24 protein-coding genes are annotated in these 22,043 nt (G+C 44.1%); 14 read left to right on the top strand and 10 right to left on the bottom strand.

The annotated features are described in order from the left end of the window. Positions 1-237: 237 nt before the first annotated feature. Positions 238-1,296, top strand: coding sequence for a C45 family autoproteolytic acyltransferase/hydrolase (locus ACYH0O_RS06725; RefSeq protein WP_482631715.1), 1,059 nt, complete (start codon positions 238-240; stop codon positions 1,294-1,296). 46 nt (positions 1,297-1,342) lie between these two features. Here the strand turns inward: ACYH0O_RS06725 and ACYH0O_RS06730 are convergent, their stop codons facing one another. After that, complete coding sequence (locus ACYH0O_RS06730; RefSeq protein ID WP_482631716.1) at positions 1,343-2,017, bottom strand: NAD(P)H-dependent oxidoreductase; 675 nt, start codon at positions 2,015-2,017, stop codon at positions 1,343-1,345. A 179-nt stretch (positions 2,018-2,196) separates the two neighbouring features. On the opposite strand from ACYH0O_RS06730, the gene ACYH0O_RS06735 reads away from it, so the two are divergent. After that, on the top strand, positions 2,197-2,472 hold the full coding sequence (locus ACYH0O_RS06735; protein ID WP_482631717.1) for a hypothetical protein: 276 nt from the start codon (positions 2,197-2,199) through the stop codon (positions 2,470-2,472). Positions 2,473-2,501: 29 nt separating this feature from the next. Here the strand turns inward: ACYH0O_RS06735 and ACYH0O_RS06740 are convergent, their stop codons facing one another. Further along, complete coding sequence (locus ACYH0O_RS06740; protein WP_482631718.1) at positions 2,502-3,461, bottom strand: sodium:calcium antiporter; 960 nt, start codon at positions 3,459-3,461, stop codon at positions 2,502-2,504. A 230-nt stretch (positions 3,462-3,691) separates the two neighbouring features. Here ACYH0O_RS06740 and ACYH0O_RS06745 point away from each other — a divergent pair, with 230 nt between their 5' ends. The 3 genes from ACYH0O_RS06745 to ACYH0O_RS06755 all read left to right on the top strand — a co-directional run bounded on the left by ACYH0O_RS06745 (position 3,692) and on the right by ACYH0O_RS06755 (position 5,946). Beyond that, the gene (locus tag ACYH0O_RS06745) at positions 3,692-4,249 is read left to right on the top strand and encodes a GNAT family N-acetyltransferase (protein WP_482631719.1); all 558 of its coding nucleotides are present in this window, start codon (positions 3,692-3,694) and stop codon (positions 4,247-4,249) included. 42 nt (positions 4,250-4,291) lie between these two features. Next, the gene (locus tag ACYH0O_RS06750; protein WP_482631720.1) at positions 4,292-4,900 is read left to right on the top strand and encodes a methyltransferase; all 609 of its coding nucleotides are present in this window, start codon (positions 4,292-4,294) and stop codon (positions 4,898-4,900) included. Positions 4,901-5,028: 128 nt separating this feature from the next. Beyond that, positions 5,029-5,946, top strand: a complete 918-nt coding sequence (locus tag ACYH0O_RS06755; RefSeq protein ID WP_482631721.1) for a ketopantoate reductase family protein — start codon at positions 5,029-5,031, stop codon at positions 5,944-5,946. A 140-nt stretch (positions 5,947-6,086) separates the two neighbouring features. Here ACYH0O_RS06755 and ACYH0O_RS06760 read toward each other — a convergent pair whose 3' ends face one another. After that, positions 6,087-6,665, bottom strand: coding sequence for a biotin transporter BioY (locus ACYH0O_RS06760; protein WP_482631722.1), 579 nt, complete (start codon positions 6,663-6,665; stop codon positions 6,087-6,089). Positions 6,666-6,753: 88 nt separating this feature from the next. Between ACYH0O_RS06760 and bioD the strand changes: the two genes are divergently transcribed. The 3 genes from bioD (at position 6,754) to ACYH0O_RS06775 (ending at position 9,329) form a co-directional block, all read left to right on the top strand. After that, the gene (gene bioD / locus ACYH0O_RS06765; RefSeq protein WP_482631723.1) at positions 6,754-7,479 is read left to right on the top strand and encodes a dethiobiotin synthase; all 726 of its coding nucleotides are present in this window, start codon (positions 6,754-6,756) and stop codon (positions 7,477-7,479) included. After that, the gene (gene bioA / locus ACYH0O_RS06770; RefSeq protein ID WP_482631724.1) at positions 7,457-8,815 is read left to right on the top strand and encodes an adenosylmethionine--8-amino-7-oxononanoate transaminase; all 1,359 of its coding nucleotides are present in this window, start codon (positions 7,457-7,459) and stop codon (positions 8,813-8,815) included. Before bioD ends, bioA begins: the two co-directional genes overlap by 23 nt. A 355-nt stretch (positions 8,816-9,170) precedes the next feature. Continuing rightward, positions 9,171-9,329: a hypothetical protein gene (locus ACYH0O_RS06775; RefSeq protein WP_482631725.1), complete on the top strand. Its 159-nt coding sequence runs from the start codon at positions 9,171-9,173 to the stop codon at positions 9,327-9,329. An 89-nt stretch (positions 9,330-9,418) separates the two neighbouring features. Here the strand turns inward: ACYH0O_RS06775 and ACYH0O_RS06780 are convergent, their stop codons facing one another. From ACYH0O_RS06780 to ACYH0O_RS06810, 7 genes are all read right to left on the bottom strand, one after another. Beyond that, the gene (locus tag ACYH0O_RS06780; protein ID WP_482631726.1) at positions 9,419-10,738 is read right to left on the bottom strand and encodes a (Fe-S)-binding protein; all 1,320 of its coding nucleotides are present in this window, start codon (positions 10,736-10,738) and stop codon (positions 9,419-9,421) included. Continuing rightward, complete coding sequence (gene glcD, locus ACYH0O_RS06785) at positions 10,735-12,147, bottom strand: glycolate oxidase subunit GlcD (RefSeq protein WP_482631727.1); 1,413 nt, start codon at positions 12,145-12,147, stop codon at positions 10,735-10,737. The genes ACYH0O_RS06780 and glcD overlap by 4 nt, the downstream gene beginning before the upstream one ends. A 99-nt stretch (positions 12,148-12,246) precedes the next feature. Then, complete coding sequence (gene murQ, locus ACYH0O_RS06790) at positions 12,247-13,146, bottom strand: N-acetylmuramic acid 6-phosphate etherase (RefSeq protein ID WP_482631728.1); 900 nt, start codon at positions 13,144-13,146, stop codon at positions 12,247-12,249. A gap of 19 nt (positions 13,147-13,165) precedes the next feature. Continuing rightward, positions 13,166-14,326 carry an anhydro-N-acetylmuramic acid kinase AnmK gene (anmK, locus tag ACYH0O_RS06795; RefSeq protein ID WP_482631729.1) on the bottom strand — a complete coding sequence of 387 codons (1,161 nt, stop codon included), beginning with the start codon at positions 14,324-14,326 and terminating at the stop codon, positions 13,166-13,168. Beyond that, positions 14,319-15,233 carry a BadF/BadG/BcrA/BcrD ATPase family protein gene (locus tag ACYH0O_RS06800; protein WP_482631730.1) on the bottom strand — a complete coding sequence of 305 codons (915 nt, stop codon included), beginning with the start codon at positions 15,231-15,233 and terminating at the stop codon, positions 14,319-14,321. The genes anmK and ACYH0O_RS06800 overlap by 8 nt, the downstream gene beginning before the upstream one ends. 17 nt (positions 15,234-15,250) lie before the next feature. Beyond that, the gene (locus ACYH0O_RS06805; protein ID WP_149157505.1) at positions 15,251-16,339 is read right to left on the bottom strand and encodes a DUF871 domain-containing protein; all 1,089 of its coding nucleotides are present in this window, start codon (positions 16,337-16,339) and stop codon (positions 15,251-15,253) included. A gap of 18 nt (positions 16,340-16,357) precedes the next feature. Next, positions 16,358-16,690, bottom strand: coding sequence for a PTS lactose/cellobiose transporter subunit IIA (locus tag ACYH0O_RS06810; protein ID WP_044339790.1), 333 nt, complete (start codon positions 16,688-16,690; stop codon positions 16,358-16,360). Between the two features lie 160 nt (positions 16,691-16,850). Between ACYH0O_RS06810 and ACYH0O_RS06815 the strand changes: the two genes are divergently transcribed. From ACYH0O_RS06815 to ACYH0O_RS06840, 6 genes are all read left to right on the top strand, one after another. Then, positions 16,851-17,717, top strand: a complete 867-nt coding sequence (locus ACYH0O_RS06815) for a MurR/RpiR family transcriptional regulator (RefSeq protein ID WP_324747475.1) — start codon at positions 16,851-16,853, stop codon at positions 17,715-17,717. Between the two features lie 2 nt (positions 17,718-17,719). Next, complete coding sequence (locus ACYH0O_RS06820; RefSeq protein ID WP_044339788.1) at positions 17,720-18,025, top strand: PTS sugar transporter subunit IIB; 306 nt, start codon at positions 17,720-17,722, stop codon at positions 18,023-18,025. 27 nt (positions 18,026-18,052) lie between these two features. Further along, positions 18,053-19,333 (top strand): PTS sugar transporter subunit IIC, encoded by a 1,281-nt coding sequence (locus ACYH0O_RS06825; RefSeq protein ID WP_315635648.1) that lies wholly within the window; start codon positions 18,053-18,055, stop codon positions 19,331-19,333. A 278-nt stretch (positions 19,334-19,611) separates the two neighbouring features. Next, entirely contained in the window at positions 19,612-19,902 is a 291-nt protein-coding gene (locus ACYH0O_RS06830; protein ID WP_482631731.1) for a hypothetical protein, read from the top strand. A gap of 19 nt (positions 19,903-19,921) precedes the next feature. Next, the gene (locus tag ACYH0O_RS06835; RefSeq protein WP_482631732.1) at positions 19,922-21,253 is read left to right on the top strand and encodes a 6-phospho-beta-glucosidase; all 1,332 of its coding nucleotides are present in this window, start codon (positions 19,922-19,924) and stop codon (positions 21,251-21,253) included. A gap of 321 nt (positions 21,254-21,574) precedes the next feature. Further along, a complete protein-coding gene (locus ACYH0O_RS06840; RefSeq protein WP_482631733.1) occupies positions 21,575-22,042 on the top strand; it encodes an EamA family transporter in 468 nt (155 codons plus the stop codon). Position 22,043 lies beyond the last annotated feature (1 nt).

Here is a 22,043-nt window from a genome sequence, read left to right on the forward strand (position 1 = left end):
CCAGACACATGGGGCTATAGTCGTACCTGGTACATTGAAGGGAGATTGTACCAGGTACAAACCAAACCCTAACCGATATGCCATTATCCTGGTAACGAGTATGGCATTTCCCGCTTATTTAGGAGCATGGTATTTTCACAAGTTGAAAGGCAGATTTACCAGGATTCTGATTCTTTATTTTTCCCCTCCTATCTATTATCCTTAGATAAAACAGTCTGACAAAAAAGAGGGACAATCATGAAAAAAATACATAGCGATGTGATTCAATTCCGTGGATCTCATTATGATTTTGGTTATATGCAAGGGTTAAGGATAAAGGATTCGATCACAGTGAGAAATCGTGAGAATCAGTGGAAGGTAAGAAAGCCTCGTTTCTCTATTAACATGGAGGAAGCGAAGCAGGCGATCCTGAGATTTGCTCCTGGTGTATGGGATGAGCTTATCGGATTACAGGAAGCGCTCGGGTGGAAGATGGAGAAGGTTCTGCAGGAGTTTGGCGGATACCGTGTTGAATATACGAAGTCCGGCTGCTCGATTATGACGGGGGAAAATTATTTGATAAGGAATTATGATTATCATCCGAAGACGTATGAGGGAAGATATACGTTTTACCAGCCGACGGACGGCGGGTATAGTATCATCGGACCGAGTCAGCGGGTAACAGGGCGAATGGATGGCATGAATGAAAGGGGATTGGCAATTGGATATAACTTCATGCATCGTAAAAATCCAGGGGATGGCTTTATTTGCTGTATGATTGGACGTTTGATTCTGGAATCATGTGGAGATGTATCGGAAGCCGTTGAGATGCTAAAAGAAATTCCTCACCGGCACTCGTTTAGTTATGTTGTGTATGACAGAAGCGGTGAAACGTTTATTGTTGAAACGTCTCCTCGTGGCGTGGAGATCCGGCAGTCAAATACGTGTACGAATCATTTTGAAGTGATGAAGCATGAAAATAGAAATCATTTAGTGGATTCGAAGCGAAGATTAGGAATCCTTCAAGAAAATGAGTCTTCAGATGCTATTAGCGCCTTTCGCTTAATGAACGACACGGATAAAGGCGTTTTCTCAGATTTATACGGAAGCTGGGCTGGGACCATCCATACATCGGCTTATTTTCCTAACGAACTGAAAGCATGGTTTGCCCTGGGGGGAGACCGGGAACCGGTTGTCTTTGATTTTGCCAAGTGGCTTGAAGGGGAAGATGTTGTCCATGAAAAGATCATGGGTGAGGTGGATACGCATATTCCGTTTGTGCACTTAGATTCAGGAGCCGATTGGTTTAAACATTAGAATTTCATAAAAATGACCCCGGTACTGTAATCGGGGTCATTTAAGATTAAACGAACTTCACGATATCTTCATACGGTCGACGCGTTTTCGGTGCTGGATCCTTCACCCGGTAACCGAATGCCACCATGACTGAAATGCTGAAACGGCCATCTTCCAACAATCCTTCTTCATCTAAAAGCGAGTTCATCTTGTTGATGTCAAAGCCTTCGATTGGACACGAGTCGACACCGATTTGAGCGGCTGCTGTCATCATATTTCCAAGGGCTAAATAGGTTTGCTTTCCGGCCCAATCGTATAGGGGACGATTGCCTTCGAGCAAATCGAAATCAACCTTTTGGAACTGCTCGATCTTTTCTAAGTATTTTGACATATGATCTTCTGGAAGGTGTTTCACATTTTTAAAATGATCCTGTAAGTATTGTGAATCGTATTTCGTATCTTTTTTCGTTCTGGCCAGGATCACCACGAAATGACTGGCTTCAGGCAGTTTTCCGTATGCTCCCCAAGCTGTGTTTTTGATTTTTTCCCTAAGTTCAGGATTTTGAATCACGACGAATCTCCAAGGCTCGAAACCAAATGAACTTGGTGACAGACGACCTGTTTCCATGATGAACCTGAAATCGTCATCGGGTACTTTCTTATTTGGATCGAATTCCTTTGTTGCATGTCTGAAATGGTAAGCATCTAAAATGTCTTGCTTTACTTGTTCTTTACCAGCCATTGAACATTCACTCCTTATCCATTGATTCAATCATGTTAAATTTATCATAAGTGAAGAGGTGAATCATGTGATGTGCCTGAATAACTCAATTTTGATTGGAATTTTGGGAAAATTGAAACATATGGCCTATTTGGTGCGTAGATAAGGAAAAAGTTCAGCAGGGAAAGGAGATGAGAGTGATGGAATTTGTTTGGATTTTAATTTCAGCCATTGGTCTATTTGTTTTATTTTATTGGCTTATGGGCTACCGAAAAGGACATATCCAAATCGATTTTGAAGAACGATATTTTAAGGAGAAAGAATATATAGAGGCAATCAAAAGAGAGCTTGAAGACCAGGGAAGGGTCGTTCAATATAAAGGGAATCGAAAATTTGTGGCAGATGGACAATCCTACTTATTTATAGAGCGGAATGTACCGATGCAGCGGACGATTTTAAAGCCTGTAAAAGAGTGAAGGCGTGCCGAGGCACGCCCTTTGAATGTCTAGTATAATACATATGATACGACAATATATAACACGGTTATAATAAAGGATGGGGCTATATATCTCCACTTGTTCATCACTCTTGTCGGGCGAAGAAGCAAGTATACGATGACGAGTGTCATTAATAATCCTAATCCCGCGATAAAGATATGGGAGGTGTCGACTGCTTCAAGTATGGCACCTTTTCGGTAAAGGACATCGGTCAGGACGAGCAATTGTATGTTAAACAGATTGCTTCCGAGAATTGAGCCGATCGCCATATTGTAGTTTGCCAGTTTAAAAGCAGCAAGGACCGTCACGAGCTCAGGCAGGGAAGTGGAGGCAGCGATGAGAAAGCTCCCGACAAAGCTTGCATTCATGCCCGTTGCCTTTGCCAATTGGTCACCTGCAATCGATAACACACTTCCTGATGCAAATACTATAATCGCCGCGATGATAAAACCTATGACGGCCGTTCTCAGGGAGTAATCCTTCGTTGATGCGGATCCCCCTTCAGAGTCATCTCCGGAGACAAATTTCATCGCAACGAAGTATAGGGTGATGATGATGAACATCTCGATTCCAACGCCAAAAAATTCAATGGAACCTGGCAGGAAAAGGGAGAAAATGATGATCGTGAGAAACAGGAATCCAAATAGGGCAGAAGGAACATTTGCCTTCCTGTTCACCTTTTGGAACAATCTTCTTTTACGATAAATCAGATCGACCGCTGCCAGGATAAAAAGATTGAACACATTACTACCGAGCATGTTTCCTACGGCAATATCAGGGTTATCGATATAAACCGCCGTTAAGCTCGTTGTCAATTCAGGAAGTGACGTTGCCCCTGCAATGAGGAATGTCCCTACGACAGCCCCACTTAATGAAGACTTCTTACTGATGACATCTCCGAACTGATTCAGGTAAATAGCAGCCGCAACCACGATGGCGGCAGCGAGTAAAAAAACAATGTAAACCATATAATCTCCTCCAAGCCAGCGCATACAAAAAAGACCCCGGCACAAATTTTGTACCAAGGTCTTGCGTGCTGAAGAATGAGCTAAAGCCTGATGAACCAGGTATTTTCATACCGGGATGACGATTCACCAGCCGTTTACCGGTCGCTACTCCCCTTGTTACTATTAATGTATTAGGATTTTGAAGGTTTGTCAATGAAAGTGCTTATATAACTTTATGAGGAGGCGAACGTGTGAAAGTGGAAAGGGAATATCAAGTGAAACAAATAGTTGATTATGATATCAAAGGGAAAATGAAAGCTGAAATACAAGAATTATTATGTGAATGTTTTGGAGATGACTATCCTGATGATAGAATTTACTTTAAACAGATTCCTCATTTCAGGTATCTCGTACATAGCGAAGATCGACATTTAGTGGGGCATGTAGGGGTGGATTACCGAGTCATGAATTTAGAAGGTGAGCCTATAAATGTATTGGGGATAATCGATTTGTGCGTTTCAAAGGGGAGTCGCTCCCTGGGAATCGGATCACAGCTTCTCTTCGAAGTGGAAAGGTTCTGTGATGGCCGTAACATCGATTTCCTGCTTTTATTTGCCGATGATCGATCCTTATATGAAAAAAATGGCTTCCAATCGGTGTCCAACCAATGCACTTGGATGAAAATCAACGACCAAAACCAGACCACCCGAGGCATCGGCACAGAAACCATAAACGAAATCATGATCAAACGAGTAGGTACCAAAAAATGGTCAAGCGGCCAGCTGGACATGCTTGGCTACCTCTACTAAACTTTGGGTCCGAGAGGGACGGACCTTCATGAAGGAGTATGTATGAAGGAAGAGTATTATGATGTATTGTTAGGTGTTCGAACGAGTGAGTTGCAGATGGGGTTTCACCGGTCTTTTCATTATCATCGGTATGAGCCGACTCCGTATCAGGCACTGGATGAATTATTCCAACATTATAAATTAAATGACAGTGATCGTGTGGTCGATTTCGGATGTGGAAAAGGGCGATTGAATTTCTTTATCCACCACCTATTTCAATCCACCGTTGTTGGCATTGAAATGAATGACGAGTTTTATGAAGAAGCTGTGGCGAACCGGGAAAGCTATTTAAAAAAGGCGAAAACCAAACGTGATAATCTCTACTTTTATCACTGCCTGGCAGAAGAGTATACAATCCATCCAAAGGATAACCGATTCTACTTTTTCAATCCGTTCTCTGTTCAAATTTTCATGAGGATCCTCAATAACATCCTCTTTTCAGTGGAACAATCACCACGTGATATCGAGATCGTGTTGTACTATAGCTCGGATGATTATGTGCATTATTTAGAAGATCACCCCCTTTTCGTTTTGCGGAAAGAGGTGAATTTGTCAGGGGATTATGAAAAGAATGAGTATGAGAGATTTTTGGTGTACGGGTTGATGTATTGAATGGGGTGTCTCCTGACTATCTTTGGGAGGGCATCTTATTTTTCTGAAAAGCCAATATTTTTGATTTATGCGCTTTCATATCGGAGAATAGTGACATGGCATGTGAAAAGTAAAAGGAGGCGGATGGAATGAGAATACTAGTTGTTGGTGCAGGTGCAGTGGGTGGCTACTTCGGAGGTAGATTGATAGAGAAAGGCGAGGATGTTACGTTTCTCGTCCGTGAGCGAAGAGAGCAGCAGTTGAAAGAGCATGGATTGCATATTGAAAGTGTACATGGTGATTTTCACTGCGAGCCGAAAACGCTGAGATCAGCAGAAAAAGCAGAGCCCTTTGATGCCATCATCCTTTCAACCAAGGCATATCATCTTAAGGGAGCAATCGAGAACCTTCACACCTTTGTAGGTGAAAATACGATGATACTGCCACTTTTAAACGGAATGTCTCACGTTGACGATCTTATAGACGCATTCGGGGAAGAAAGAGTGATAGGCGGTTTATGTTTTGTGGAGTCGACGCTTGATTCCGCAGGGAAGGTCATTCAATCGAGTCCGATTCATGATCTCGTTTTTGGAGAAAGAAGTGGTGAGCGAACGGATAGAATTGTGAAGCTTGAAGAGGCCTTTTCAGGAACGAAGGCAAACTTTCGATTATCTGACACCATCGAACAGGAAATGTGGCATAAATATTTATTTATCACCACTCTTTCAGGAGTCACATCCTTATATCGTTCACCGATCGGACCGATTCGGGAAATAGGAGAGGGTGCAGATATGATCAAAGGAGTCCTTTATGAAGCGGCTGAGATTATGAGAGACTTGAAAGCGCCACTTGCTGAAAAAATAGAAGAAGCTCAATATGATAAAATCAATCAAATGGGCTATAGTATGAAGTCATCCTTACAGCGGGATATGGAAAAAAACCTCTCCGTGGAAGCCGAGCATTTATACGGATATTTATTGAAGGCTGCTGAAACACAGGGGATTGAAGCCCGTGTGTTGCGTTTGATTTATGGAAATCTGAAGATATATGAAAGAGCGAATTCGTAAGGAATGAGAAACATCCGATACTTTAAAATGGTGTCGGGTGTTTTTTATATGGGATCGGCTTTTGAATTTGGTGGGATGGTCAGCTGAATACCACATCACCCAGCTGACCATCCCAAACACATGTCCATTTCTCATATAACTTACTTATAAAAAGAGGTGCTCAAATTCCTTGAAGGAACGACCTTATACAAGCGTTGCAGGACCACAAGAGAAACAGAGGTCACGACTATATCCAGCGGCAGATACGCAACCATCCATCCCCAGGCAACCGTGTAACTGAATCCGCCCGGTGCTTCCGCCCAAAATATTAGTGCCAGGTACATGAAATTCGTTCCGATTATGTAATTTAACAATAAGGCGAGGATTCCTGCAGTGAGATATCCTCCAAATGTGCGCTTCCTTTCCAAGACCATTCCCACGGTGAATGCGACCGCGATAAAGGATAGAATAAATCCAAAGGTAGGACTGAGTAAACTTGAAGGTCCTCCTTTAAATTGCGCAAACACCGGTGCCCCTACTAATCCCAGAGCTAAATAAACCGTCATCGCCTTCGCTCCCACCCGGCTTCCAAGCATTCCTCCGGCAATGATGGCAAACATCAACTGAAGGGTGACAGGAACTCCTCCAATCATTAAAAACGGAGAAACATTCGCCCCTACTGCCATTAAAGCAGCCAAAAGACCACATAAGACCATTTCTCTAGTTTTTCCCATTTCCATTTTCTCCTCCTTAAAACTGTGATATGATTGTTATTATCTTAAATGTTAACCTATTTGTAAATAAGGTTAACATAAATGGAGGGAAATTATGAAAGGGTTTTTCATTACCGGCACAGATACGGATATCGGAAAAACGATAACGACTGGATTGTTAACAAAGTACTTCTTGGAAAAGGGCATTGATGTATTTCCATATAAGCCCGTGCAAAGTGGAGCTGTCTTGAAAAAAGATAGACTAGTAGCACCCGATACTGAATTTTATGAAGAGGTCACTAATCGTTCTTTTGGAAAAGATGCGAATACATATTTATTAAAAACGGCAAGCTCTCCTCATCTGGCAGCTGCAATTGACGGGGTGACGGTTGAATTGAAGTCAATTTTAGAACAGGTGGAGAAGTTACAAAGTACTCACGAACTTTTATTGGTTGAAGGAGCGGGAGGACTGATTGTCCCGTTAAACGAAGAAGAAACCATTCTTGATTTAATCGAACGAGTGTCACTGCCTGTCATTCTTGTCGCGCCGGCTGGACTTGGCACAATTAATCATACGGTCCTGTCTGTGATGGCATTGAAACAAAGAAGTATTGATATCGCAGGAATCATCCTTAATCAGACATCCATAGATGAAATGCCGGAGATTGAGCGGGACAACAAACGAATGATCGAAACATTAACCGGTGTAAAGGTAATCGGTGTGCTGCCATACATATCGCAGGATTCTTTTGCAACAATCGATGTAAATGAGTTATTCAAGAATTGGAAACTAGAAAGGTCGGAGGAGGACGTTCAGAATGAATCAACAGCAACTTATTGAAAAAAGCAGTCAGTATATGTGGCTTCCGTTTACACAGATGAAGGATTATGATGAGAGCCCGCTGGTGATTGAAAGCGGGGAAGGCGTTTATCTTCGGGACATCTACGGGAACGAATATCTTGATGGTTATTCTTCCCTTTGGTTAAATGTCCATGGCCATCGCAATGAGGAAATCAATCAAGCGATCAAGGATCAGCTCGATATAATCGCTCACTCGACCTTGCTCGGTGCCACCAATGTTCCATCTATTTTGTTAGCCGAGAAATTGGTTGAACTTTCCCCGGAGAGATTAGCGAGAGTATTTTATTCAGACAGCGGTGCAACCTCTGTTGAAATTGCCATTAAAATGGCTTATCAATATTGGCAAAATAAAGGGAAACCGGAAAAGCAGAAGTTTATCACTCTTCAAAACGCATACCACGGAGATACGGTCGGTGCGATCAGCGTCGGGAAGGTGGACATTTTTCACAGAGTCTACAAATCTCTAATGTTCGAATCACTCGTTGCTCCGTTCCCCGACGTGGTCCATCATCCTGATTTAGTAGATGAGGAAGAGATTCGAGATTTTGCACTTCAGGAACTGGAAGAGATTTTTAAAGAGCATCATCATGAAATTGCCGGGATGACAGTAGAGTCGTTGATACAAGGTGCTGGCGGCATGAATATTATGCCAGAGGGCTACTTTAAAGGGGTCGAAAAGCTTTGCCGGAAATATGAGGTTCTCCTGATTGTCGATGAAGTGGCTACAGGCTTCGGCCGCACAGGAAAAATGTTTGCTGTCGAGCATGAACAAGTCCAGCCTGACATCATGACTGTGGCAAAAGGGATTACAGGTGGATACCTCCCGATTGCAGCAACCCTCACCACCGAAGAAATCTATGAAGCTTTCTATGATGATTACACATCACTGAAAACCTTCTTCCACGGCCATTCCTACACAGGAAACCAGCTTGGTTGTGCTGCGGCATTGGCGAACCTGGAGATCTATGAAAGAGAAAACCTGATTGAGAGAGTTGAAGAGAAAGCGGGGATCATTGAATCCCTGTTAGCTCCATTAAAGGAACATCCCCATGTGAGCAGCATTAGACAACTTGGTATGATATGCGGCATTGAGTTGGTACATGATAAAGCCAGTAAAAAGCCGTTCCTGTGGGAAGACAGAGTCGGCTACCGGACCACCATCAAGATGCGTGAACTGGGTATGCTGACACGGCCGATCGGAGACACCATCGTCTTCATGCCGCCACTCGCCACAACCGAAGAAGAACTTAAGAAAATGGTACGGATTATGGAAGATGCAATAGAAATCACAACGAAGAAAGCAGTTGGGGTTTAGGGACGGACCTTCAACCACCCCGCGTAGCTACACAATATGTTAGAGAGAGGGACGGACCTTGGAAGGGGTTCGTCTTTTTTTTGATATTACGGTAGTTTAACAGGTGAAAAAACGTTGAAAATTCACAGGCAAATTATAGAGGGGTTTTAACAGTCAAAATAACGTTTTAATTCAACAGGAGAAAGATGGTGATTTGAAAGGGAGGCAAAAAAGAGAGAATGTACCAGGTACAAAACCCCTGAATTGTACCAGGTACACCAAAATAACCACCTCTCAACAACAAAAAAGGAAACCATTCCCCCGAAAAAACGTATATATCAATATCCATCACTTTGGATCAAAAGGAGGTCCGAAAATGAACAAAACAATCTGGATAAGCACACCAATAGTTCTCATCGCTGCCATATTTACCTGGCTTACATCAAATGCCTCTAATGCCCTCACCCTATTAGCAGCCTATGGAATCATCCTTTCCTTCCTCGTCTACTTCTCTTTCTTCAAAATTAAAAAGTGAAAAAAGAAGGGACGGACCTCCAATCACCCCGCCCGAAAACCAAAACGTTGATTTAACGGGATTTGAGTAAATGAAGAGGTCCGTCCCTCTCACTGAATTGCTTCCAATAAGAAGTCTACGATGTGGATTGCACGCATTTTGTTGGATAGGCCTTCTCGTTCGATGCCGAGTTTCATTTGGAGGAGGCAGCCCGGGTTTGATGTGATGATGGTGGTTGCCTGGGTTTGTTCGACGTTGTCCATTTTGTGATCGAGGATCTTCATGGACATTTCGGATTCAACGATATTGTAGATCCCGGCTGACCCACAACAGTGATCGGCTTGCTTCATCTCGATGTAGTCAGCACCTTCCACTGATTGAAGGAGGAGCCTTGGTTCCAAAAATGTGCGCTGCACGTTTCGCAAGTGACATGAATCCTGATACGTGATTCGTTGAGAGGAAACGTTCAATTTCTTTTTATGAAACTCTAATTCTACAAGAATGGACGAGATGTCTTTGATTTTATTTTTAAACTGAACCGCACGATCTTTCCAATCGGGATCATCCTTCAGTAAGTGATCATAGTCGACGAGAAAGGCTCCGCATCCCCCGGCATTGGTGATGATGTAATCGACTCCATCCGCTTCAAAAGCCTCGATGTTTCGCTTTGCTAAATCCTTTGCCGAGTCCTTTTCACCGCTATGACCATGCAAGGCTCCGCAACAGGTTTGTGTTTTCGGAATCACGATGTCACAGCCTGCCAGCTGTAATAGTTTCGTAGTGGCATTATTTGTTTCCAGAAACATCGTATCCATTAAACAGCCAGAGAAGAAAGCGACTTTTTTACGAACGTCACCAATCGAGGAAAGAGACGTTGGGCGTTCCTTCATGCCTTTCAACTTTGGAACTTGAGGAAGTACGCGTTCCATTGTCGCCATGCTTTCTGGAAAAAGTTTCATAACCCCCGTCGTGTGTACCGCCTTCTGCAGTCCCGAGCGTTGATAGATTCCAAGAAGGTTTGTGACCATTCTCATTCTGCCAGGGTGCGGGAATAATCCTTCAAAAACGGTTTTTCTAAGAACCCGTACAGGAAGGGAGTGTTTTTTATTTTGATTGATGATATCTCGTGCCTCTTCTAAAAGGTGACCGTAGTTAACACCGGAAGGACAAACAGGTTCACAGGCTCTGCAGCCTAAGCATAGATCCAATGTTCGTTCGACTTCTTCATCAGGTTCTATGACACCATCCACCACTGCCTTCATTAGGGCGATCCGACCGCGCGGGGAGTGGGATTCTTTAAATCCTGATTCAATGTAAGTAGGGCAGGAAGGGAGACAGAAACCGCATCTCATACAATTCAATAGTTCATCTTCATCCAAGCGGTCTTTAAATTCCTGTTGTATCTTTTGTTTTTCTAGAAGGGTTGTCATCTTGAAATCACCACACGTTTTCTTGATTCTTTAGCGAATACTTTGTTCGGATTCATAATGTTATTTGGATCGAATGATTGCTTGATCATTTTCATGGCTGCAATGCCCTCAGGTCCCAGTTTCCATTCGAGATAAGGGGCTTTCATCATGCCGACTCCGTGTTCTCCGGTGATGGTGCCGCCCAATTCGATGGCATGAGCGAAAATTTCTTCGAATGCCGCTTCGACACGTTCCATTTCATCATGGTCCCTGGCGTCAGTCGCAACCGTAGGGTGAAGGTTTCCGTCCCCTGCATGACCAAAGGTACAAATCTTCAACTCATAGCGCTCGGATATATCATTGATTGCTTTTACCATCTTGGCGATTTCCGAGCGTGGAACCGTCGCGTCCTCTAAAATCGTCGTCGGTTTGAGACGGGCGAGTGCCGATAGGGCAGAACGGCGGGCGGTACGAAGGGCATCTGCTTCTATCTCCGTTTTGGCTAATTGAACGGATACAGCTTTGTTCTGTAAACAAACTTCTTCCATTCGTTTCATATCACGTGCAACCACTTCCGGAGGACCATCCTGTTCGATCAAGAGCACCGCTTTTACATCGGTTGGCAAGCCGATTTTGGCAAAATCCTCAACCACCTCAAGTGTAGGCTGATCTAAAAATTCAAGGGTAGTCGGAATGATACGATTGGCGATAATGCTGGAAACACTTTGGGCTGCTGCTTCAATATCCTGATATAGGGCGAGCATCGTTTGCTTCGTTTCCGGCATGGGAACTAGCTTTAAAGTCGCTTCGGTGATGACACAAAGCGTTCCTTCCGAGCCGACAAATAGCCGGGTCAGGTCATATCCAGCAACATCTTTCGCTAGTTTTCCCCCGGTACGGATGATGTCTCCGTTAGGGAGAACGGCTTCCAATGCCAGCACATAATCTCGGGTAACGCCATATTTCAGTCCTCTCAAACCACCGGAATTTTCGTTAATATTCCCACCGATTGTTGAGATTTTCATGGAGCTAGGGTCAGGAGGATAGAAGAGCCCCTTTGCTTCAACTGTATGAATGAGATCCAGGGTCACAACACCAGGCTGGGCGGTTACGGTTAGATTTTCTTCGTCCACCTCGAGAATCTTGTTCATATGGGTGAATAAGAGAACAAGTCCGCCTTCAGTAGGGCAGGTGCCTGCGCAAAGATTCGTTCCGGATCCCCTTGGGACGATGGGAATGCAATGCTCATTGCAGATTTTCACGACTTCTGATACTTCCTCTGTCGAGCGGGGAACGATGACCCCGTCAGGCATGGACTGGTAGTTAGGAGTTGCGTCATAGGAATAGACAAGCTTTTCCGCGGGAGTATCCCGATAATTTTCGTCGCCGACGATTTCGATGAACCGTTTTTTGATGTCAGGAGTGATCATACTAATTTCCACCTTTTTTAACATGTTTTTCAAATCTTGTATAAAAAGAGTAAAGAGACGATACCTGACGATGGGTCAAGGTCCGTCCCTCCTAAAAGGTTATTTAATTGCGGCTTTGATGGCTGAGCGCAGGTGGCCTTTGTGAAGGGTGAGAAGGTTGTAGACTTCTTTTTCTTCGAGGCCTGTCAGAAGCGATAGGATGGCAGGTTTGACACTGCCGTATATTTCAAGGGCTTCGGTTGCTTCTTGTTCGGTGACGTCCGCTGCTTCCATGATGATGTTGTGCGCTCTGACTTTCAGTTTTGCGTTTGAAGGCATCACGTCGACCATGAGGTTACTGTATACTTTGCCAAGTTTGATCATGGATGCGGTTGTGAGCATATTCAGAATCAGTTTTTGGGCTGTTCCGGCTTTCATGCGTGTCGAGCCTGTGACGACTTCCGGACCGACTTCAGCGATGATCGAGTGATCGGCCACTTCACACATCGGGGATTTAGGTGAGCATACAACAGAAGCCGTTACAGCACCTCTTGATTTTGCTTCCTTTAAGGCCCCTATTGTAAAAGGCGTCCGTCCGCTTGCGGCAATGCCAACGACGACATCATTTGCACCGACTTCACGGATGGCGATTTCGTTGCGGCCTCCTTCTTCATCATCCTCTGCGCCTTCTAAGGGGAATTGGATGGCCCTTTCACCACCCGCGATGATCCCGATCACCTGGCCGGGATCAGTGCTAAAGGTAGGCGGGCACTCTGATGCGTCAAGGATGCCCAGGCGTCCGCTTGTACCTGCACCTACATAAAGAAGTCGGCCGCCATTTTCTAAACCTGCAACGATGGAATCGACCACACGTGAAACAACAGGGATGGTTTTTTCCACGGCGTATGCAACTGTTTGATCTTCTCCGTTGATTTTTTCTAAAATCTTCTCCGTGCTTATTGTATCTATGTTCAATGTATTAGGATTTCTTGTTTCCGTCAGTATCTTATGAAGGTCCATTTGTATTGTTACCTGCCTTTCATATATATGGGCGTGGTGTGATGGTGCCTAAAATAACAGACCTACTGGCCCCTGTTGCACCTGGAACGTTGCTTGGATTGCCATGCAGTGTTTCGTTTGCCAATAGGGCAAAGGCAATCGCTTCTTTCGCATCGGAAGAATAACCGATATCTTCCTGAATAAGAATTCCTAACTCTGGAAGAAGCTCCCGCATCATACGGAGAAGCGTCCCATTATAGCTTCCTCCTCCGCCGATGATCACTTCATTTATCGAATGTTCAGGGAGAACAAAATTCTCATAGGCATCCGCAATCGTCATAGCTGTAAAGTAGGTTGCCGTCGCAATCAGGTTTTCTTTCGAAAGATCACCAAACTCGTCAAGAATCCGATTTACGAATACTTCTCCAAACAGCTCACGACCAGTTGACTTTGGAGGTTTTTTAAGGAAGAAATCCTTCTCCCATTCCATCCATTTCTGTGCGACGTCTTTATGGACCGTTCCTTTCGCAGCAATAGCTCCATTCTCATCAAAAGATAGACCTAATAGTCGCTCGCATAATCCATCTATAACCATATTTCCTGGACCAGTATCAAACGCGAATACTTCGTGAAGAGCGCAATCTTTAGGAAGTACGGTCACATTCCCGATACCGCCAATATTCTGCAGAAGTCTTCCCTGGTCTTTTTTTCGATAGAGAAGGAATTCAGTATAAGGTACAAGTGGTGCCCCTTCACCGCCGGCGGCCATATCCATGGAGCGGAAATTGGAGACGACTCTGGTGTTTGTACGGTACGCAATCACGCTCGGCTCACCGATTTGCAGAGTGGAAGGAACCGAATCTTCCGTATGAAAGGGCTGGTGATAAACCGTTTGCCCGTGAGATCCGATAAAGTCTAACTCCTCTACAGAAATGCCAGCCTCTGCACATACCTTCAAAACTGCATCAGCATAAACGTCTCCAAGCTCAAAATGCAAGCTGGAAAGGAGGGGAGTGGACGATTCTGTGACACTCATCACTTCAAAGATTTTCTTTTTTACTTTTGGAGGGAAGGGAGCCGTTGAATAATGGGCGAGCTCCACTTTTGTATCCGTGCCGCTGCCTTCAATTGAAACAAGAGCAGCATCCACCCCATCCACAGACGTACCGGACATTAACCCGACAGCTAAACGTTTACTCATTTGACAACCTTCCTTCCCTGATGGCTTTGGTCACATCGACTGCCCCGGTGGCAGGGGAGGTTGAGTCGACGATATAGGATGCGTTTGGAAAACGCTCTGAAATTCTTTCTTTAAAAACGGATTGCACCACCACATTATGTTCAAGGACACTTCCTTTTAAGGCGATAACCGGTTTCGTACCGATCTGTAGTTTCTCCAATAAGGTAATCGTTTGTCGGGCAAGTTGCTCCCCGGCATTTTTGAATAAAAGAAAGGCCGCGTCATTACCATCCTCAGCTTGCTTGTGAACCACTTTCGCAAGCTTTGCAATTTCACCTTTGGAAGAAGAATAGATAAACCCTTTTAACCCTTTCCCATCACTTGCACCGATTTCGTTTAATATGTCACGGGAGAGAGGGGAAAGAGGTTTGCCGGAATCCATCTCCATGGAAATCTGTTTACAGGCTTCAATTGCAATATGATAAGCACTGCCTTCGTCACCAAGTAGATGTCCCCAGCCTCCGGTTGTTCCTTCCTCTTTCCCGTTTCGTCCATAACAAATCGAGCCCGTTCCCGCAATGGTCATCACACCGTTCTGATTCCCGATTAAACTGAAATAGGCGAGGGTGGCATCATTCAAAAGGATAATAGGCAGGGAAGTCACCCTTTGTAACTCCGTCTTGATTCGATGTGCGAGATTTCCAGACTCTGCACCTGCCATCCCGATCACAATATGGGACACCTCTTCAGAAGAAGTATGATCCAAGCATTGTTGAATCACGGATGAGAGATTGGTTAATGCCTCTTCAAAGGAAACCGTGGGATTACCGTGTCCGGATAAGCTTTGAAACAGGATGTTCTTCTCTAAGTCAAGAACGAGTCCCTGTATTTTTGTCCCGCCTGCATCGATTCCTATTACTCTAGTCATCTAAAGAAACCTCCACTTTACTTGGTTTGAAAGGCAAATTTACCCCAAGGCTCAAGGTAATCCAATAAGAAGATTTCTTCTTCGCGGATACGTCCAACCACATTGGTTTTGCCTGAGTTCTCCATATCTTGAAGCGCGATCTGAAGTTCTCCTGCATACTGGGCATATAGGTCGTTTTCAATCACAATATCACCGCGTTTAATGTCTGCCGTATTATGTGGAGCGAATTCTCTTCCACGATATTTCACGCGGCTTTGAGTCGAGCGGATCAAATAATCAGACACGTCACCACGATAGAAGTGCGGTTCTTCAAATATAATCGTCTTTTCTAAGTCTGTTGTCGTTTCATGGGTGTCGACTGTAAAGGTCAGCTTCGATGTGTTCAGTTTGCTAAGCAGCTGCATTTCACGTTCTGATGCATAAGCGTTACTGATAATGACATCATCAATCAACCCAGTTGCAAAAAGATGCTTAGCCTGGACATCGATCGGAAGGTTCCGGTGCATTTCTAGCGTGGGCAACCCTTCCGTGACCGGCCAAGGACCGAATGTTGCATCGGAAGAAGAGACAAACGCAGCCGTTCTCATCCCGAAGTCTTTAAACTTTTTACTGCATTCAATAAAGAATGGATAGGATAAACCGGAGTAGCGATGCGGATAGAAGTTATGACATCCAAGCAATTGATCCTTATTAGGCTGATATGTCATAATGTTGTCGATGTATTTCGTTGCATTACTCATATTGAGTTCTATTTTTAAATCATAAGGGTTATACGACATCATCGATTCTTCGTGACCTGTATATCCAAGGTCAAGTCGGATACCATGAGCACCCAGATCGGCAAAAAAGGATAAATCATCATACGAAATGTTCAGTTCTTTGAAAATACGGGGACTGATGTCAGCGATGACTTCCATGTTTTTTTCACGGGCAAACTTAATCGTTTCTTTAAAATTTGAGATGATTCCATCCTTGTCCCCCTCTACTGATAATAAGCAGGTGAACACACGCTTAAAACCGTAAGACGCAGCCAGTGCCAGATATTCTTTGTCCTTTTCAGTCGTGGAATGGTTTGGGTAAATTGAAACTCCCAGTCTTTTACTCATTGGTAGGCCTCCTTAAAATTAGTTGTTTTCAAGTTTATCTATTCTTTTTAACAAGGGTATCATTTGTTCAATTAACGAGATTTCACTGATAGAGGTCATCAAGTGGTCCTGGGCATGAATCATCAGAAGTGATTTTTCAAAGTCTTCTCCATTGATTTCAGCCTGAATGAGACTGGTTTGCGTTTTGTGAGCTTTGTTCAGTTCTTCATGGGCTGTTTTCAGCATCTCTTCAGCTTCATCAAACTTACCTTCATGTGCCTTTGCCAGGGCTTCATATGCGGTGCTTTTTGCATTCCCGCCGTTTGATATAATTTCAAAAATCTCCATTTCTACGTTGCGTACCTCTGCCATTGTGTATTCCTCCTCATTTCTGTTTAGAACTGGTTTCTACTAGAATAGTAAAATAAAAGTTTAAATATTTTAAAATAATATTGAAATTTAATTTCATTATCGCATATAATCATATTAAACTGAAAGCCTTTTCAAGACAATCATTTTTTTGGAGGTGACCATGACGGAATTTCAAGTATTAAAACACATCAAAAGTCAGATGGAGAACTACACCCCGTCTGAAATTGCGGTTGCTCAATATGTGTTGGAGTTTCCTGAGAAAGTAATGGAAATGACGACAAAGCAACTTTCACAATCATGCGGCAGCAGTGAAGCAGCCATCATCCGGTTCTGTAAACGGATCGGAATCAATAGTTTCAGCGGTTTGAAGATCGAACTGGCCAAAAGCAGCAACATCGAAGAAACAAAAAGTCATGACATCAATACACTCCTGCACTTTGAAGACAATCTTGAAACCGTATTCAACAAAGTACTGGTGAATACCTATCAAGCGATCAAGAACACGGAAAAGCTTTTCTCCATAGATGAACTGGATCGGGCTGTGAACGCGTTCCATAAAGCTGAAAGGGTATACCTGTATGGAGTAGGCGGTTCAGCCGTAGTAGCGGAGGACTTTACGCAAAAGCTATTACGACTGAACTATCTCGCATTTCAAGCGAGTGATATCCATGTGCAAATGATGATGGCCGCAAACTTAACCGAAAGAGACGTTCTCTTCGTCGTCTCCACATCTGGTCAGACAAAGGAAATACTGAAGCTGATGAACGTCGCTCAAGAAAAAGGGGCCACAATCGTTCTATTGACACAGCATGGGAAATCCCCGGCAAGAAAGCTTGCTGATATCGTCTTGACGATTTCCGAGGAAGAACACAATATCAGAATCGGGACCATGACGGCAAGAATTGCTCAACTCGTCGTGATTGATGCTTTATTCGTCGCTTTATGCATGAAAAAAGGACATGGCGTTTACGAGCAAATTATTCATACACATGAAGTAGTTCAAAGGATGAAAGAGGAGGAAGAGTAGAAATGAGAGTATTATTCGTATGTTCAGGTGGAATGTCCAGCGCAATTGTTGTGAATGCACTGAAAAAAGAAGGGGACAAAGCAGGAATTGAGATGGAAGTCCATGCAATCGGGACCGGTGAAGTATCTGAGGAAATATCCAAGGGATGGGATGTTTGTATGGTAGCACCGCAGATTCGACACCGTTTTGACCAAGTGAAGAAAGCCGCTGATGAAGCGAATGTCCCTTGTGGTCCGATTCCTCCACAAGCGTACACGCCACTTGGCGGTCCTACTTTACTGAAAACAGTAAAAGAATTAACCAACTAATTTAATAGGAAACAAGGGGGTACAAACATGCAAAAGTTTGTGAATTTTCTAGAGAACAACTTGTCAGGTCCAATGGCCCGACTCTCTGAACAAAGGCATTTACAAGCAATCCGGGATGGGGTTATTTCAGCACTGCCATTTATCATCGTAGGTTCTTTTTTCCTGATCTTAGCTTTTCCACCGCTTCCTGATGGCGGAATATTCGGAGACATCAAGCAGTGGGCCGCTGACAACATCGTCGAAATCCTGATTCCCTACCGACTGACCATGTTTATCATGTCGCTCTATATAGCCTTCGGGATCGGATACAACCTCTCGAAAAGCTATAACCTGGATCCATTATCCGGTGCACAAATTTCAGTAGCTGCACTTCTATTAACGATCACACCTAAAGTAATGGACGGAGAAGGATGGGTCCTGCCAATGACCAACCTCGGGGGTCACGGATTATTCGTCGCCATGGTCGTCTCGATTCTGGCAGTTGAAATTTTACGTTTCTGTAAAACGAAAAACATTACGATCAAAATGCCTGAACAAGTACCGGCATCTGTATCACGAAGCTTTGAAGCACTTATTCCTGTAGCGATTGTTATCATTTTAGTTTCATCCATCACAGTCTTAGCTGGAGTCGACCTCCATCATATAGTTGGTGTCGCTGTTGCTCCATTGGTTACAGCAGGTGACAGTATTTTCGGAGTATTGGTTCCAGTATTCCTTATAGATTTCTTCTGGTCATTCGGAATTCATGGTGTGTCAGTTGTAGGAACGGTGGCACGTCCGCTTTGGGAAGTATTCCTTGTGAACAATGCCGATGCTGTTGCCAGTGGCAATCCGATTCCACATATCGCTCCAGAAACGTTCTATCAGTGGTTCATATGGATCGGTGGATCAGGAGCAACTCTTGGATTGGTTCTTGCTATGGTCTTCTTTGCACGTTCGAAATACTTGAAAGCACTGGGGAAAACATGTCTAGTACCAGGTGTATTCAATATTAATGAGCCTATAATTTTTGGAGCTCCAATCGTATTGAATCCGATTCTAATCATACCTTTCATCACGGTTCCTTTAATAACGGCAACAATTTCGTATGTGGCAACGACAGTCGGATTAGTATCACCAACTTACATTATGCCGCCATGGACACTTCCTGCACCGATAGGAGCTTACCTGGCAACGGGTGGTGACTGGAGAGCGATTGTCATGGTTCTGATTAATATCGGAATTTCCTTCGCAATCTACTTCCCATTCTTAAAGATGTACGACAAAAAAATGTTGAAAATGGAAGAAAACGAGCAACAAGCGGCGTAAAAGAAAAGGGGAGGCGGCTCGATCAGCCCCGACAAGCATAAGACAAGTCCACCGGAAAGGCGTTCTTTGCCTTTTTGGTGGGCTGGACTTATGACCTCGAGGGGCTAGCCGCCGCAGCTGGACAAAGAAAAGCGGAGGCGGCTTGATCAGCCCCGACAAGCATAAGGCAAGTCCACCGGAAAGACGTTGTTTGCCTCTAGCAGAATACGATCATATCAAAAAGAAGAAGTGGGGGTCCTAGGATTCCCACTTCTTCATTAGCATTAGGAGTGATTCAAATGACAGAAACGGTTGTCCCGAAGCGAATCGGTTTTAGAAGTGTGTTTGTTCTTTTAATCTCCGTATCTATTGGACTTTTACTTCTTTCCAATCCTTTGATGAGTGCGGGACTCGCAAAGGATTGGAGCGTATTTTTGGCAACGGGGATTTCGGCTTCGATTGGACTCTCATTTGTTCTTTTGAAAATTGAAGGTCCCGTTGAAGATGCTTCCGTTAAAAAGAAGCGCGTTTTATTAGCAGTGTTTGTCAGTTTCTTAATAAGCTTTATTCTGGCCTTTGTTGCCAAGTAATCTCGAGGAGGCATTCACAATGAAGAACGGAATCAAGGTCGTTACGATCGGCGGGGGCTCAAGCTATACTCCCGAGTTTGTTGAAGGATTGATCAAGCGTTATGATGAGCTTCCAGTGAGTGAATTGTGGTTGGTGGATATTGAAGCAGGGATAGAAAAACTTACTATAGTCGGGAATTTAGCGAAGAGAATGGTAGAAAAAGCAAAAGTACCGATGGAGACTCACCTTACACTGGATCGGAAAGAGGCGTTAGTAGATGCTGATTTTGTCACGACTCAAATGAGAGTCGGACAACTAAAAGCGAGAATTCAAGATGAGAGGCTCCCGATCAAGTATGGGATGATCGGCCAGGAAACAAATGGGGCCGGGGGATTGTTCAAGGGAATGAGGACTATTCCTGTTCTGCTTGAAATTTCTGATGAAATGCAGGAGCTTTGCCCAGACGCCTGGTTGATCAACTTTACCAATCCGGCAGGCATGGTGACAGAGGCTTTACTGCGTTACGGGTCACATCCTAAGGTCGTCGGTGTATGTAATCTTCCCATTAATACAAGAATGACATTGGCCAAGCTTCTAGATGTGGAGGTAGAACGACTCCATATCGATTTCGCAGGATTGAATCATATGGTGTACGGCTTGGACGTTTTGGTGGACGGTGAGTCAGTTTTAGGGGACGTTCTGGAAATCATGAGTAACCCTGACAAGCAGGTCAGCATGAGGAATATCGCGCCGCTTCCATGGGAACCGGAGTTCATTAAGAGTCTCGGAGTCATCCCATGTCCTTATCACCGTTATTTTTATAAATCGAGTGATATTTTAGAAAAGCAGCTAGAAGAATTCAAGACGGGGACCACCAGGGCAGAAGTAGTTCAGCAATTAGAAAATGAGCTTTTCGAACTTTACAAGGATGAAAACCTTGATATCAAGCCTCCACAACTCGAACAAAGGGGAGGGGCTTATTACAGCGATGCGGCTTGTAATCTCATCTCATCCATTTATAATGACCATGGAGACATTCAAACGCTGAATGTCCAGAACGACGGTGCAATTAGCGATTTACCACGGAGATCTGCTGTAGAAGTGAACTGCGTCGTTACCAAGTCTGGTCCTAAGCCGATTGAAGTCGGCGATCTGCCGGTGGCTGTGAGTGGACTTGTTCATCAAATTAAATCTTTTGAACGTGTTGCTGCGGAAGCATCAGTTACAGGATCCTATGAGAAAGCGTTGCTTGCCATGTCGATCAATCCGTTGGTGACGAGTGATGTGAAGGCGAAGCTACTGCTGGATGAAATGCTTGAGGTTCATAGAGAGTATTTACCGCAGTTTCGTGAACGATTAAGCCATAGTTAAGGAAAAAGAGTGTCTCAAATGTTGATTTGGGGCACTTTTTTCCGTGGATTTGCGAGGAGAATGGGGGTTGGAAGTGGTTTTGGTTGAGATATTATCGACTTTGACCAGTTTAATATCAACTTTCGATGAATAGGCGATGCTTAAGCGGGTCCGGAATCAGTTTATTTTCAACTTCACACAACTTATTTTCAAATTCCCAGATTTATTTTCAAAACCGCCTAAACTCATCCCACACTAAATTCCACCACAATCCCCATATCTTTCCCTCCCGGACGAGCATACCATGATACAAAGACCCTTTTCCGAAAGGATACCACGCCCATGATGCCAGTTAAAACAAAGATTGCCGCCTCATTATATGCTACGATGTCAATCAGCTTCTGGGGCATATCATTTGTATCAACGAAAGCAGTGTTGGACGCCCTTGATCCTTATACACTACTCGTTCTACGGTTTGCGATCGGAGCTCTGTATCTGCTCATGCTCTTACTTTTAAAAAGATATCGCCTCACCATTCCGATCAGATATATCCCTCACTTGATAGTGCTGGGTGTACTTGGCGTCTTCATTCATCAAGTAATCCAGGCGACAGTACTCCTTATCATTGATGCATCTATGAAGAAGGGGAGAGGGGAAGACCTGGTGACCCTCCATCACTATTCTCCGCCCATTCAGGGTATGATGGTGTACGACTTGGAAAAATGTGCTACCTATGTGGTATCGGAAGAATGCGGGGCATGGTGGCCGGATCATATCAGACAAAAGGTAAAGGAAATGCAGTTGAAGTAGA

The organism is Rossellomorea sp. H136 (genome assembly GCF_056838065.1).